Annotated in this window: 15 protein-coding genes; 12 read left to right on the top strand and 3 right to left on the bottom strand. The window is 69.7% G+C overall.

The features are described from left to right. The first annotated feature begins 145 nt into the window (after positions 1-145). Complete coding sequence (locus tag LCY71_RS04395; RefSeq protein ID WP_225335157.1) at positions 146-391, top strand: DUF7123 family protein; 246 nt, start codon at positions 146-148, stop codon at positions 389-391. A 172-nt stretch (positions 392-563) separates the two neighbouring features. Next, on the top strand, positions 564-1,706 hold the full coding sequence (locus tag LCY71_RS04390) for a site-2 protease family protein (protein WP_225335156.1): 1,143 nt from the start codon (positions 564-566) through the stop codon (positions 1,704-1,706). Between the two features lie 21 nt (positions 1,707-1,727). On the opposite strand, the gene thiL is transcribed toward LCY71_RS04390, so the two are convergent. Beyond that, positions 1,728-2,594 carry a thiamine-phosphate kinase gene (gene thiL / locus LCY71_RS04385; RefSeq protein ID WP_225335155.1) on the bottom strand — a complete coding sequence of 289 codons (867 nt, stop codon included), beginning with the start codon at positions 2,592-2,594 and terminating at the stop codon, positions 1,728-1,730. A 118-nt stretch (positions 2,595-2,712) separates the two neighbouring features. Here thiL and LCY71_RS04380 point away from each other — a divergent pair, with 118 nt between their 5' ends. After that, positions 2,713-3,747: a lysylphosphatidylglycerol synthase transmembrane domain-containing protein gene (locus tag LCY71_RS04380; RefSeq protein WP_225335154.1), complete on the top strand. Its 1,035-nt coding sequence runs from the start codon at positions 2,713-2,715 to the stop codon at positions 3,745-3,747. An 85-nt stretch (positions 3,748-3,832) separates the two neighbouring features. Further along, complete coding sequence (locus tag LCY71_RS04375) at positions 3,833-4,294, top strand: 30S ribosomal protein S19e (protein ID WP_225335153.1); 462 nt, start codon at positions 3,833-3,835, stop codon at positions 4,292-4,294. Positions 4,295-4,610: 316 nt separating this feature from the next. Here LCY71_RS04375 and LCY71_RS04370 read toward each other — a convergent pair whose 3' ends face one another. Continuing rightward, entirely contained in the window at positions 4,611-4,835 is a 225-nt protein-coding gene (locus LCY71_RS04370; RefSeq protein WP_225335152.1) for a hypothetical protein, read from the bottom strand. Here LCY71_RS04370 and LCY71_RS04365 point away from each other — a divergent pair. From LCY71_RS04365 to hisS, 6 genes are all read left to right on the top strand, one after another. Continuing rightward, entirely contained in the window at positions 4,829-5,002 is a 174-nt protein-coding gene (locus LCY71_RS04365) for a hypothetical protein (protein ID WP_225335151.1), read from the top strand. The genes LCY71_RS04370 and LCY71_RS04365 overlap by 7 nt on opposite strands. 187 nt (positions 5,003-5,189) lie before the next feature. Beyond that, entirely contained in the window at positions 5,190-6,125 is a 936-nt protein-coding gene (locus LCY71_RS04360; RefSeq protein WP_225335150.1) for a phosphotransferase family protein, read from the top strand. 1,154 nt (positions 6,126-7,279) lie between these two features. Further along, positions 7,280-7,630: a DNA-binding protein gene (locus LCY71_RS04355; protein ID WP_225335149.1), complete on the top strand. Its 351-nt coding sequence runs from the start codon at positions 7,280-7,282 to the stop codon at positions 7,628-7,630. Beyond that, positions 7,631-8,215, top strand: coding sequence for a DUF7411 family protein (locus tag LCY71_RS04350; protein ID WP_225335148.1), 585 nt, complete (start codon positions 7,631-7,633; stop codon positions 8,213-8,215). A 271-nt stretch (positions 8,216-8,486) separates the two neighbouring features. Beyond that, the gene (locus LCY71_RS04345) at positions 8,487-9,665 is read left to right on the top strand and encodes an SDR family oxidoreductase (protein WP_225335147.1); all 1,179 of its coding nucleotides are present in this window, start codon (positions 8,487-8,489) and stop codon (positions 9,663-9,665) included. Between the two features lie 145 nt (positions 9,666-9,810). Then, a complete protein-coding gene (gene hisS, locus LCY71_RS04340) occupies positions 9,811-11,115 on the top strand; it encodes a histidine--tRNA ligase (protein WP_225335146.1) in 1,305 nt (434 codons plus the stop codon). Between the two features lie 12 nt (positions 11,116-11,127). On the opposite strand, the gene LCY71_RS04335 is transcribed toward hisS, so the two are convergent. Continuing rightward, positions 11,128-11,658 carry a GNAT family N-acetyltransferase gene (locus LCY71_RS04335; protein WP_225335145.1) on the bottom strand — a complete coding sequence of 177 codons (531 nt, stop codon included), beginning with the start codon at positions 11,656-11,658 and terminating at the stop codon, positions 11,128-11,130. Between the two features lie 126 nt (positions 11,659-11,784). Between LCY71_RS04335 and truA the strand changes: the two genes are divergently transcribed. Beyond that, the gene (gene truA / locus LCY71_RS04330; protein WP_225335144.1) at positions 11,785-12,579 is read left to right on the top strand and encodes a tRNA pseudouridine(38-40) synthase TruA; all 795 of its coding nucleotides are present in this window, start codon (positions 11,785-11,787) and stop codon (positions 12,577-12,579) included. Positions 12,580-12,680: 101 nt separating this feature from the next. After that, positions 12,681-14,483, top strand: a complete 1,803-nt coding sequence (pepF, locus tag LCY71_RS04325; RefSeq protein WP_225335143.1) for an oligoendopeptidase F — start codon at positions 12,681-12,683, stop codon at positions 14,481-14,483. The last annotated feature ends 8 nt before the right edge of the window (positions 14,484-14,491 follow it).

The following is a 14,491-nucleotide window of genomic DNA, read 5'->3' as shown; positions in this document are numbered from 1 at the left end:
CGGCTCTGTAAAACGTCTAGCGGAAGCTAAAACAGTGGTAAAACGTACGTTTTCCTCGCGTTTAGCCTGAAAGTTCACGAAGCAACGCTAAGGTTCCTCCCTTTATATGCTCCCCCGGCGGTAAGGAGACGCTGAGGTGACACAGATGAGCGCTACTGCGCAGCCCTCCAACGACGAGCCCTCCAAAGAACAGCGCCTGAAGTCCTTCCTCGAGAAGAAGGCGGCCGACGGTGAGGTGTACTTCAAGAGCAAGTTCATCGCAGACGAGGTCGGTCTGTCGCCGAAGGAGATCGGCGCGCTGATGGTGAAGCTGAAAGACTCCGCCCAGGACCTCCACGTGGAGAAGTGGTCGTACACGAGCGCGACGACCTGGCGGGTCGAAGCGGCCTGAGGCGAGCGATCGCCCGCGGACGACTGGCGCGACGACCGGCGGTGCAGGAACGCGCGCCGGCTGACCCTCTCGCGGTCACTGCGGCGCCGCCCGGTCCCCGCCTGACGCCGTCGCGTCGCTCGCGAGCCGTCGTCCCTGCTTTTATGCCCGCGCACGGACTATCTGCAGAGTGATGGACGGGTCCGCGACGCCGGCAGACGCTCCAGCGCCCGACCGGTTGGACTCGGCGTTTCAGGTGTATCAGGTCCGCCGCGACGGCGACCGTCTGCTGTACGTCGGCGACCCGCTCGTTCCCCCAGATGACGTCGAGCGACGTCTCTGGGACCTCTTCAGGGACCGGGGCTACGAGATCAGCCTCCAGCGGGAGTACGTCCCGGACTCGGAGACGACGGTCCCGACCCACGGGTGGGTGCTGGTCGCCCGTCCGCTGTCGATCGGCGTCGACGGGATCCCGTGGACGAACGTCGTCCTCGCGCTGCTGACGAGCGGCTCGACGCTCTTCGTCGGCGCCGTCCGGTGGTACCAGATCGACCCGTCGAACCCGATCGCGATCCTCCGTGCCTGGCCCTTCGCAGCCGCGGTGCTGGGGGTGCTGGCCGTCCACGAGCTCGGCCACTACGTCGCCAGCCGGTACCACGGGGTCGACGCCACCCTCCCGTACTTCATCCCCTTCCCGACGCTCATCGGGACGATGGGCGCCGTCATCCGGATGAAAGGTCGCATCCCGGACCGACGGGCGCTGTTCGACATCGGCGCTTCGGGGCCGCTGGCCGGCCTCGTCGCGACCGTAGTCGTGTCGGCGATCGGGCTCCAGCTGGATCCGCTCGCGGTCCAGCAGGGAATACCCGACCCCGATGCCGTGGTCGTCCGGTTCAATCACCCGCTGCTGCTGCAGGCCATCGCCGCCGCGACCGGCACGCTCGGGAAACTCCAGTCCGGGGCCTACCACCCCGTCGTGTTCGGCGGCTGGGTCGGGATGTTCATCACGTTCCTGAACCTCCTCCCCGTCGGACAGCTGGACGGGGGCCACATCGTCAGGGCCGTCGTCGGCGACCGTCAGGAGACCGTCGCCGCCGCCGTGCCGGCCGCCCTCTTCGGCCTCGCGGGCTACGTGTACTTCGTCCGGGACGTGACCGACTCGATCGGCATCTGGATCATGTGGGGGCTGCTGGCGACCGGGCTGGCCTACGCCGGCCCGGCGACGCCGATCCGGGACGACGGCCTCGGCTCGAAGCGGCGGGCGCTGGCCCTGCTGACGCTCCTGCTGGGGCTGGCGTGTTTCACGCCGGTGCCCTTCGAGATATCGAGTCCCTGACCGCGACGGTCCTGGCGGCGATCAGTGCGTCCAGCCCCGATCGGGCAGCGGCTCGCCGTCGAGCGTGACCCCGCCCTCTGTCACCGTCCCGATGTGGGTCAGCCCCGCGTCGACGGACGCACGTGCGTCATCTATCCGATCCTCCGGCAGCGTACAGACGAGCTCGAAGTCCTCGCCGAAGAACGCGCCGAGTTCCAGCCGGTCCTCGCCGTCGTCGGCCACGGCGTCGACGCTCTCGTCGATGGGGAGCGGCGTCTCGACGTCCATCCCGCAGTCGCTGGCCTCGGCCAGCTGGTGGAGCGACCGGGCCAGGCCGTCGCTGGAGTCCATCATCGCCGTCGCGTGCTCGGCCAGGGCCCGCCCGGCCGCGACGCGGGGCTCGAACCGGAACAGCTCGTTGCCCCGCTCGACGTCGTCCCGCTCGAAGTGCCGGAGCGCGGCCCCGCTCCGGCCGAGCGTCCCGGTCACGCAGACGGCGTCGCCGGGCGTCGCGCCGGACCGCAGCACCGGATCGTCAGTCTCCCCCAGCGCGGTCGTGGCGACGGTGAACTCGTCGTGGCCGTCGAGGTCGCCTCCGACGTACTCGGCGTCGGCGGCCTCGCAGACGTCCGCGGCGCCGTCGAGGAAGGCCGACAGCTCCTCGGGGTCGAACTCGGGGGCGGCGTAGACCGCGACGGCGGCGGTGGCGGCGGCACCCATCGAGGCCACGTCGGACAGCGAGGCACCGACCGCGCGCCAGCCCGCGGTGTAGCGGGTCGTCCCCGCCGGGAAGTCCGTCGCCTCGTGGAGCATGTCGGTCGTGATGACCTGCCCGTCCACGACGGCGCAGTCGTCGCCCGTCGCAGGGAGCCGGTCCGCGATCGCGGCCAGCGCCGCCCGTTCGTCCATGCCGCCCGGTTGCGGGGCTGCCACCAAAATCCCCGCGGTCCCGCCGTTCGCCGGCCCAGGTCCGCGTCTCTCCGTTATCTTCCGGTGGGTTGAAACGCTCGCCGCCAGTGTCGCCGGTATGGGCACCGATCGACTGCCGACGCTGCTTGGATTCGCCGGTGCGCTGGCGGTGCTCGCCGGACTGGTCTGGTTCGTCGGCGTCGACGACGTCCTTGACGCCTTCTCACAGGCACGGCTCCCGATCGTCGCGCTCCTGCTGGTCGTCGCCACGCTGTGGCTGAGCGCCTGGGGGATGGCACTCAAGTCCGTCCTCGACGCCGTCGGCGCGCCCGTCCCGGCCCACACGGCGATCCTCGTGTTCACCGCGGCCATCTTCTCTAACAACGTCACCCCCTTCGGACAGGCCGGCGGTGAGCCGCTCAGCGCCCTGCTCATCTCGGAAGCCGCAGACACCGAGTACGAGAACGGTCTGGCGTCCATCGCCAGCGTCGACACCCTCCACTTCGTCCCCTCCGTCGGCTACGCGATCATCGGATTCGTCTTCGTCGCTGCGGGCGCCGTCCGGCTGGGCCGCGACCTGCGCTTCGCCGCCGTCGCGGTCGCCGGCCTCGCGGTCGCGCTACCCGTCGGCGCCTACCTCGGCTGGCGCTACCGCCACGAACTGGAGGCGGCCGTCGCCCGGGCCGTTACGCCTGTCGTCCGCCTCGTCTCCCGGGTCCTCCCGGGCCGAACGCCGCCGACCGAGGCCGTCGTCGCGGAGCGCATCGAGAGCTTCTTCGGCTCGATCGACCGCGTCGCCGCCGACCGGGAGACGCTGCTGGAGGCCATCGGCTTCTCCGCGCTCGGCTGGCTCTGCCTCTGCGGCTCGCTGTGGCTCTCCCTGTTCGCGCTCGGCGAGACGGTCCCCGTCGCCGCCGTTCTCCTCGTGGTCCCCGTCGGCGCCATCGCCAGCGTCACGCCGCTGCCCGGCGGCTCCGGCGCCATCGAGACGGTCATCGCGACGCTCCTGGTCCCGACGACGGGCGTCTCCCTGGCGGTCGCCACCTCCGCCGTCCTCCTCCACCGCGGCGCGACCTACTGGCTCCCGACCCTGATCGGAGGTGGCGTCGCCGCCACGCTGGGCGCCGGCCAGGTGACCGAGCGCGACCGCTGATCGCCGCGCCACGGCGCGTGCCACCGCCTCTCGACAGCGGTCGCTAACGATGCCCTTAAATGACGCCGTCCGGAATGAAACGTCAATGACGACGCTCTACGACGTTCCCGCGGACGAGCTCATCGAGGCCGCCGCGGACGAGCTCGCCGACGAGGACGCCATCGACGCGCCCGACTGGGCCGAGTTCACCAAGACCGGTGCCGACCGCGAACTGCCCCCCGAGCAGGAGGACTTCTGGCAGCGCCGCGCCGCCAGCGTCCTCCGGAAGGTCGCCGTCGACGGCCCCGTCGGCGTCAACAGCCTCCGCACCGAGTACGGCAGCTCCAAGAAGGGCTCGAACCGCTATCAGGTCCGCCCGCCCCAGAAGAGCAAGGCCTCCGGGAACATCATCCGGACCGTCCTCCAGCAGCTCGAGGAGGTCGGCTACATCGAGGCCGCCGGCGGTGAGGGCCGCCGCGTCTCCCCCGACGGCCGCTCCTTCCTCGACGACCTCGCCGGCGAGGTTCTCGAAGACCTTGACCGGCCGGAGCTCGAGCGCTACGCCTGAACCTTTTTACGTTCGTTCGAGAGAGCGAAGCTCTCTCGTGATGTCGTCAGATTCCAAAGGAATCTGACTGCAAGCGGGAAATCTCCGATTTCCCGCAATGACGAAAGAGCGCTTCGCGCTCTTTCGAACCACGTCGGGTTAGCGCGCTTCGCGCACTAACCACTCCTCGCAAAAACGTTCGCGAAAAACTGCTCCGAGGCGCGCCTCCAGCGCGCTCGGAGTGACCCGCGGCCTGCGGCCGCGGATGCTTGCGCTTACCGCCTCCAAACCTCCGGTTCCCGCCGGGCGTCTCTCAACAGCCGGCACGCCGCTGCACTCACTCGTTCTGGATCGCCGTCCGTTCGCACAGCACCGGGAGCGTCGCCGTGTACTCGCGCTCGGGGAACAGCACGGTCACCCCGGTCGTCCCGGGCGTCGCGTCGAGGAGCCGATCGAAGTCCGATCCCGGACAGGTCGCCAGCGTGCCGTACTGACCGTGATGTATCAGAGGGAGAGAATAAAGCCGCTCTTCGAGAGACTCTGCAGGAACGGCAGATGACACAGCCAGGAATTCCGAGCGACGACCCCGACGCGAGGCGCTACCCCTCCGTACTCGGTGGCCTGTCGATACTGGGCTGTCTCGCACTCGTCGCGCTGGCCGTGTTCGCGCAGACTGCGAACCCGCTGCTCACGGGCGTCGCCACCCTCGGTGCGGGGCTCGCCCGCTAAGGCACGTCGGGACGAGCCGGCGACAGTTCCCCAGAGCGGCGTCGCCAGCTTGGCTCCGGTGTAACGGGACCTGCCAGAGCCGTTCGACCGCCACCGTTTCGCCTGCGGACCGGTCGGTCGGCTCCGATTGCTACTATCTAACAACCCGTCGCAATTACTAAATTCCGCACGGGAGACGTCGTACGGTGTGACTGGCACCGTCGAACCGGTTCTGGACGAGGCCTTTCCCGGCCGTAGCGTCGCGGACCTGCGGCCGGCGGGCATCTCCTGGAACGATCAGAACGAGACGGTCGCCGTCGAATTCGCGGACGGCGAGTCCGTCTTCCTGAAGGCGGCGGTCGACGGCGACGGGTCCCGCGTCGCCCGTGAGTGCGCCGTGATCGACTACGTCCGCTCGCGTCGCGACGTGGCCGTTCCGACCGTCGTCGCGTCCGACGCCGGCGGCGACCCGCCGTACCTCGCGACGGCGCCGATGGACGGCCGGAACGTCGCCGAGGGGTGGCCGGAGTGGGACGACGCCGAGCGGGTAGCGACGACGCGACGGGTCGGGGCCGCTCTGGCGGAGGTACACGACACCGCGTTCGAGAGCCACGGCCACGTCGAGGGCGGCGGTCCCGGCGAACTGGTCCTCGACGGCGGGACGTGGACGGACGTGCTCGTCGACGAGATTGAGGCCCAGCGAGCGCGGTCGTCGACGGATCGCTTCGAGGGCTACTTCGACGAGGTCGTCGCGGCCGTCGAGGGGAACCGGCCCCTCCTCGACGAGGCGCCCGCGGTACTGACCCACGGGGACCCGGCGCAACCGAACCTCTTCCGACTCGACGGGGCGATCGGGTTCGTCGACTGGGAGATATCCCACGTCGGCGATCCGGCCTACGAACTCTACCGGGCCGAGCAGCAGTTCCTGTTCGACGACGACGAGTGGGTCAGGGACGTCCTGCACGAGGGGTACGCCGAGCGCGCCGGCTCGCTCCCCGAGGGGTACGAGGACCGCGTACCAGTCTACGAGGCGGTCTGGCACGTCTACAACCTGGGGCTGTTCGACAAGTGGGACGACACGAGCGAGGAGGCCGCCGCCCAGGCCGAGGCGGAGATGGAGCGGTACCTCGACGCCATCCGATAGTCACGGCAGGCGACGCCATCCGATAGCCACGACGGACGCCATCACACAACCATGATGGACGACGCGGACCGGGACTCGTGCGAGCCGTACTGTCCGCTCAGGAGCGACAACGAACAGCGGTGGTCGTTCGTGCAGAGATACCTCGCGGACGAGCACGAGACTCTGCTGGACGTCGGCTGCGCGGAGGGGTACTTCACGCGCGCCGCGCGGCGGACGGGCTGGAAGCCATCGGCGTCGAGAGCGACGAGAATCGGATTACGGGAGTGCAAGGAGAAAGCCCCGTGCTTCAGCGCGGGGACGAATCCGACAAACCCTCTACAACCGACATTATCAAGTAACCCGGCATCGTGCCGTAGTCCAAGCCAATCGCGTAAAGTATCAATTGGAAGACTCGGGGTCGCTTCCCACCGACACGGACGGTTCCACGCCTACCACTTCGGTTCACAACGAGGTGGTGAGTACGTGGTTGAGACTCGTTCGCCGTCCTCACAGAATCCGTAGCCCCGCTGGAATCGGGCGGTAACGCTCGTGTACGGGAGGGGGTGACGGCTTAACCAAAACACGCTCCGTTCGCGGTTGCACTTCGCCACGATTCGGCGTGGCGGAGTACGGTCGATGGCACGGCCCGTGTCGCGCCCCTCGAAACGAGGGACGTGAATCCCCGCGTTCGCACAGTCCGCGTGGACTGGGCGTGGGGAGCGCCACAAGCAGGGCGACTCGCTACGAGTCGGTGTCACCACGCGCTCACCACCCTGACGTGGAGTCGCACGAACCCGGTACTCCCTTCGTGGGAGGAAGTTGCCCTCGGGGGCTTGGGAACGGCCCGATGCCCCACGCGTGGGAATCCTCGCCCTTCAGGGCGGGGAGGATGTCAAACTCCGGAGGACACCGGAAGCGCCGTAGACGCTTCCGGGAGTTTTTCGCCACCGAAAGACTCGCTTCGCTCGTCTTTCGAGCCCTGTGCTCGAAAATCGAAGATTTTCGGCATGACGAGAGAGCTTCGCTCTCTCGAACCACTTCGCTCCGCTCAGCAGGACAACCTTTTTGCTGCGGGGGGTTCCCGCAGGTCGCCGAAGGCGACCGAGGAAACCCCCCGCAGCAAAAAGGTGGGTCGGAAAGAGTTTTCCGGCAGAAGTCGGTATCTGTTCGTACGTATGAGCGGGGAACCAGACGAGGAGGAACTGGAGAAGCTACGCGAGGAGAAGATGGAGCAGCTCCGCGAGCAACAGCAGGGTGGGCAGGACGACGAGGCCCGCGAGGCGGCCCAGCAGCAGGCGGAGGCGAAGAAGAAGGCGCTGCTGCGCCAGAACCTCACCGACGGGGCGCGCAAGCGCCTGAACACGGTGAAGATGTCCAAGCCGCAGGTGGGCGAACAGATCGAACAGCAGGTCATCTCGCTGGCGCGCAGCGGCCGGGTGCAGGGGAAGATCGACGAGGACCAGATGAAGGAGCTGCTGAAGGAGATCACGCCGGACTCGCAGAGCTTCGACATCAAGCGCCGGTAGATGGCCCGCGTGCTCTTTAGCGGGGGCAAGGACTCGGCGCTCGCCGGGCTACTGCTGGAGCCGTTCTACGACGTCACGCTCGTGAGTTGCACGTTCGGGATCCGCGACGTGGCCGCCGAGGGACGGGCGGCCGCCGAGGCGCTCGGCTTTCCCTTCGAGGCGGTCGAACTCGACCGCGAGGTGGCCGAGGCGGCCGTCGAGCGGATGGTCGCGGACGGCTACCCCAGCGAGGGAATCCAGCTAGTCCACGAGCACGCGCTCGAAACGGTGGCGGCGACGGCCGACGTCGTCGTCGACGGGACCCGGCGGGACGACCGCGCGCCGGCGGTCGACCGGTCGCTGGCCCAGAGCCTGGAGGACCGCTTCGGGGTCGACTACGTCGCGCCGCTGTCGGGCTACGGGCGCGGAGCCGTCGACGACCTCGTCGAGCGGAAGTTGTCGGTCGAGACCGGCCCCAGCGAGACGGTCCCGAAGGCGGACTACGAGACGGAACTGCGGGCGCTGCTGGCCGACGAGTACGGGTCCGGGGCCGTCGGCGAGGTGTTCCCCGAACACGTCCAGTCGCGCGTCGTCGGCCGCCGATAGGGTGCAGCGGCGGACCGCTACGGGGCGGCTGACGCGCGGGTCGTTCCCCCTGCGAATACAGGCCCCGGCGTGAAGGGCGTCGTGGCCGTGGTACGGACACCGGCGCGGCGTCGGAGTGATTTCGCATGTCCCAGCCACAGATCAGTTCTCGGCGGTCCCGGCGTGTTCGGAGACGACGCGGGAGCACGAGAGAGCGCAGAGCGCTCTCTCGGCGCGCGGTCGCACAGCGGCGCACGGACGCCACGGCGAGTCTCGACCGGAGGTGCGACGCGTGACCCCGAACCTCCGGCCGGTCGAGGATCAGGTGATCGTGATCACCGGGGCGACGTCGGGCATCGGACTGACGACCGCGCGGACGGCCGCCAGGCGCGGCGCGCGCCTGGTGCTGGTCGCCCGCAGCGAGGACGCGCTTGACGACCTGACCCACGAGATCTCCGAGGCGGGCGGCGAAGCGGTGTACGTCGCGACCGATGTGGGCGACCCGGAGGCCGCCGGGCAGATCGTCGCGGTCGCCGAGGAGACCTACGGCGGGTTCGACACCTGGGTCAACGGCGCCGGCCAGTTCATCTACGGGCGGCTGGACGAGACGCCGGTCGACGACATGCGCGAGCAGTTCGAGACCAACGTCTGGGGCCTGCTGTACGGCTCGCTGGCGGCCGCGGCGCACTACCGGAACCGACACAAGCCCGGTGCGATCGTCAACGTCGGCAGCGTCGCTTCGGACCAGGCGCTCCCGCTACAGGGGAGTTACTCGGCCTCGAAGCACGCCGTCAAGGCGTTCACCGACGCCCTGCGTGCGGAGCTCATGGCCGACGGCGCGCCCGTCTCGGTGACGCTGATCAAGCCGGCCGCGATCGACACGCCGTACCGCGAGCACGCGAAGAACTACATGGACGAGGCCGCGGACTTCCCGCCGCCGGTCTACGCGCCCGAGACGGTGGCGCGGGCCATCCTGAACGCCGCCGAGAGCCCCCGGCGCGACGTGTACGTCGGCGGCGGCGCGAAGTGGCTGTCGGCGATGGGCACGTACGCCAGGGGCCTCACGGACAGGCTCATGTCCACGACGTTCGTCAGCCAGCAGAAGAAGGATCAACCCGCGCGCACGTCCGAGAAGAACGTCCTCGACGAGCCGGTCGGCGACCTGGAGCAGCGTGGCGACTACGAGGGCCACGTGGCCGGGTCGAGCCTCTACACTCGGCTCTCGGAGCGCGCGCCGCTGTCGGGCGGGGTCGTCGCCGGCGTCGGCGTCGCGGCCGGCCTCGCGCTGGCGGCCGGCTACCGCGCCCTCCGCCGCCGCGAGGACGATGAGCCCGTCCTCAGGGTCCGCGGTCACGTCGAGGACGTCGAGGAGCCCGAGGGAGCGACGTCGATCCCCATCGAGGAGGTCGGTTCGACCGCGGCGGCCGCGAAGTCGGCGAAGGACGCCATCGACCGGTTCCGCCAGCAGTGAAGGCGGTCCTCCCGTAGACACGCTGGTCGGTCCCGGGAGACGCCGTCCCCCGGCGGACGCGCGGACCGGCTTCGGTCACCGACGCCCGGCCACCCCGGACGCGCGTAAGGACAGTTTCAATTGCGCTCTCCCAGAAGGGGGAGACATGTACGACCGCATCAAGGGCTTTCGCGACTTCTATCCCGAGGAGATGCAGGCCCGACGGTGGGTGACCGACCAGCTAGAGTCGGTGGCCGGCCGCTACGGCTTCCGGGAGATCGGGACGCCGGCCCTGGAGCAGACGCAGATGTACGTCGACAAGTCCGGCGAGGAGATCGTCGAGGAGCTGTACAGCTTCGAGGACAAGGGCGGCCGCGACGTCGCCCTGACCCCGGAGCTGACGCCGACGGTCGCCCGGATGGTCGTCGCGAAGCAGCAGGAGCTGTCGAAGCCGATCAAGTGGTACTCGACGCGGCCGTTCTGGCGCTACGAGCAGGTCCAGCAGGGCCGGTTCCGCGAGTTCTACCAGACCAACGTCGACGTCTTCGGGTCGTCGGAGCCAGACGCCGACGCGGAGGTCCTGGCGGTCGCCGCGGACATGCTGACCGAACTGGGGCTGACTGCCGACGACTTCGACTTCCGCGTCTCTCACCGCGACATCCTCTCCGGGCTGCTGGACTCCTTCGAGGCCGACGTCGACGCCCCCGAGGCCGTCCGCGCCGTCGACAAGCGGGCGAAGGTCGACCGCGAGGAGTACTTCGAGCTACTGACCGCGGCGGGCCTCTCCGTCGACCAGGCCGAGGAGTTCGACGAGATGCTCCAGGTCGACACCGACGAACTGGCCACGCTCGCGGAGTGGTCCGGCTCCGAGCAGGTCGGCGAGGCCGTCGAGAACCTCGAAGCGGTGCTTTCCGCCGCCGAGGACTTCGGCGCTCGCGAGTACTGCACCGTCTCGCTGACCACCGCCCGCGGGCTGGACTACTACACCGGCGTCGTCTTCGAGTGCTTCGACTCGACCGGCGAGGTGTCTCGCTCGGTGTTCGGCGGCGGCCGCTACGACGACCTCATCGAGGGCTTCGGTGGTCAGCCGACGCCCGCCGTCGGGTTCGCGCCGGGGCACGCCACGCTGGGACTGCTCTGCCAGCGCGCCGGCGTCTGGCCCGAGGAGGCGCTGTCGACCGACTACTACGTCCTGCAGGTGGGCGACACCCGTCCGGTCGCCGCCCGCGTCGCGCGGGACCTGCGTGCCCGCGGCCACGTCGTCGAGACTGACGTCGCCGGCCGGAGCTTCGGCGCGCAGATGGGCTACGCCGACTCGATCAACGCCGAGACGGTGGTCATCGTCGGCGAGCAGGACCTCGAGAACGACGAGGTCACCGTCAAGGACATGGCGTCGGGCGACCAGACCACGGCGCCGGTCGACGACTTCCCCGGCGACCGCGAGCGCCCGACCTTCGACGACTACGCGTAGCGCACCGCCCGCCTACTCCTCGGCCGGCAGCAGGTCCAGTTCCATCTCGTACTCGATCTCGTGGCTCTCGATCGTCTCGAAGCCGACCGAGCGGTAGAGGCTGCGGGCGACGTGGTTGTCCTGCTGGACGGAGAGCCAGACGTGGCCGATGCCCGTTTCCTGCCCGTGGCCCAGCAGCGCGCGGATGAGCCGCGAGCCGATGCCGGCCTCCTGGTAGTCGGGGTGGACGAAGATGACGAGTTCGGAGGTGTCGTCGTAGGGCAGCAGGGCGGCGTGGCCGACCGTCCGGTCCCCGTGGCGGGCGATGACGTTGATCCCCTCGTCGAGCAACTGTTCGACCCAGTCGCGGATCCGCGGTTCCGTCCGCGGTGGCAGGCCCTGGGCGCGGTCGGCGGCCGCGAAGTCGGCGTACATCTCGGCCAGCGCGTCGACCGCCCCGTCGGGGCCGTCGAGCGTCTCGACCTCGACGCCCCGATCCGCCGCGTCGACGAAGGAGAGGGGCGGCCGGGGGAAGCGGTCCGCCGCGGCGGCGTCGGATGTCATCGGTCCGACCTTCGGGCCCGAGCCACCTAAACCCGGTACTCCCTTCCCGGGTCGTGAAAACTCACCGGGAGCGGTCGGCGAGCGACAGAACCGGGCCGTGAAGTGCCCGCGCCGCTGAGTCGGCCCATGGACGCCTACCGGATCGCGTACGACGGCCGGACGTATCGGGGGTTCCAGCGCCAGCCGTCGGTTCCGACGGTGGAGGACGCGATTCTGGACGCGCTGGCGGCCCTCGGCGTCGGCGACGAGCGGGTGCCCGAGGGGTACGCCGCGGCGGGCCGGACCGACGCCGGCGTCTCCGCGCGCGCCCAGACGGTCGCGTTCGAGGCGCCCGAGTGGCTCTCGCCGGCCGCCTTCAACGCCGAGCTCCCGGCCGAGGTGCGCGCCTGGGCCCGGGCGGACGCCCCCGACGGCTTCCACGCGACCCACGACGCCGTCGCGCGCGAGTACGTCTATCACCTCCACGCGCCCGACGCCGACCCGGAGCGGGCCCGCGCGGCCGTCGACGCGCTCGCCGGCGAGCACGACTTCCACAACCTGACGCCCGACGACGACGGGACGGTGCGGGACCTCTCGGCGTCGCTGTCCGTCGACGGCGACCACCTCGCGCTCACCTTCGGGGCGGGCGGGTTCGCCCGCCAGCTGGTCCGGCGGCTCGTCTCGCTGATCGGCGCCGTGGCGACCGGCGACGCAGACCTCGACCGCGTCGGCCGCGCGCTCGCGCCGGAGCCGCTGCCGGGCCACGAGGGCGTCCCGCCCGCGCCGGCGTACCCGCTGGTCCTCGTCGACGTGGCGTACCCGTCGCTGACGTTCGCCGTCGACGAGGCGGCGGCCGGGAGCGCCCGCGCCGTCTTCGCGGAGCGCCGGGCGGAGTGGCGGACGCGGGCGCGAGTGGCCGGCGAGGTGCTGGACGGGCTGTAGGGCCAGCACCGTCCCGATCGGTTCACGGATCGGATCTGGACGGCGTCCAGCGGGCACGGACCCGGAAAGGCTTACGTCGGGACCGACCCAACCCCGGCGCAATGAGTTCGGTGCCCGAGCGATCGGAGGTAGACGAGGAGTACAAGTGGGATCTCGAATCCCTCTACGCCGACGACGAGGAGTGGGAGTCCGACTTCGAGACCGCCGAGGGGCTCGTCGGCGACCTGGCCGCCTACGAGGGCCGCGCCACGGAGGACGCCGCGACCCTCCTGGCGACCCTGGAGACCTACGAGGAGCTGATGCGGACGGTGGCGGACGTCTCGGCCTACGCCCGGATGCGGAAGGACGAGGACACGACCCGGGACGAGTACCAGGCGCTGGCGGCGCGGACGGAGTCCCTCTCCGCGGACGCCTCCAGCGCGGGGAGCTTCCTCGAGCCCGAACTCCAGGGGCTGGAGTGGGCGGACGTCGAGGCGATGATGGACGAGGAGCCCGACCTCGCCGAGTACGAGCACTACTTCGACGACGTGCTCCGGATGAAAGAGCACACCCGCTCGGCGGAGGTCGAGGAGCTGATGGCCGAACTGAGCGAGGTCACGGGCGCCCCGGGCGAGGTGTACAACATGCTCGCCAACGCCGACATGGCGTTCCCGACGGTCGACGACCCCGACGGCGAGCCCCAGCCGATCACGCTCAACAACTTCACGACGCTCCAGAAGAACCCCGACCGCGAGTTCCGACGGCGGGTGTACGAGGCGTTCTACGACGAGTGGGAGACGGTCCGCAACGCCGTCGGTGCGGCCTACAAGAACAGCGTCAAGACCGACGTGAAGACCGCGCGGGCGCGAAACTACGACACCGCCCGCGAGGCGGCGCTGGACGGCCCGAACGTCCCCGTGGAGGTGTACGATACGCTCGTCGACACCGTCCGCGAGAACCTCGGCGCCCTCCACCGCCACGCCGACCTGAAGCGCGAGGCCGTCACGGCGGGAACGGACGACGACGAGCTGCGGATGTGGGACCTCTACGTCCCGCTCGTCCGGGAGGAGTCTCCGGACGTCGAATACGATCAGGCGCGCGAGTACGTGGTCGACGCCGTCGCGCCGCTTGGCGAGGACTACCAGTCCCGCGTCGCCGAGGGCCTGGAGTCCCGGTGGGTCGACGTCTACGAGACCGAGAACAAGCAGTCCGGCGCCTACTCCGGCGGGACCTACGACTCCCAGCCGTACATCCTGATGAACTACCAGGACGACGTCTCCTCGATGTACACGCTGGCCCACGAACTGGGCCACTCGCTGCACTCGGAGTACACCAGCGAGTCACAGCCGTACATCTACTCCAGCTACGAGATCTTCGTCGCCGAGGTGGCGTCGACGGTCAACGAGACCCTCCTCACGCACCACCTGCTGGAGACCGTCGAGGACGAGCGCCTGCGCCGGCACGTCCTCAACGAGTACCTGGAGCGGTTCCGCTCGACGCTGTTCCGCCAGACCATGTTCGCCGAGTTCGAGCATCGCACCCATCGGATGGTCGAGGAGGGCGACCCGCTCACCGCCGATCGGCTCGACGACCTCTACGCGGAGCTGAAGGGCGACTACTACGCGACCGCCGAACTCGACGACCGGATCGCCCGCGAGTGGATGCGCATCCCGCACTTCTACCGCGCGTTCTACGTCTACCAGTACGCGACGGGCATCTCGGCGGCCGTCGCGCTCGTGGACGGGATTCTGGACGAGGGCGAACCGGCGGCCCGCAGCTACCGGGAGTTCCTCCGCAGCGGGTCCCGGAAGTACCCCCTCGAACTCCTGCGGGACGCCGGCGTCGACATGGCCTCGGCTGACCCCGTCGAGTCGGCGATCGACACGTACGGCGACTACCTCGACGAGTTCGAGCAACTCTCCTGACGTCGGCG

Source organism: Halomicrobium urmianum (assembly GCF_020217425.1).
Taxonomy (GTDB): Archaea; Halobacteriota; Halobacteria; order Halobacteriales; family Haloarculaceae; genus Halomicrobium; species Halomicrobium urmianum.
This window is presented reverse-complemented; position numbering and strand designations above follow the sequence as displayed.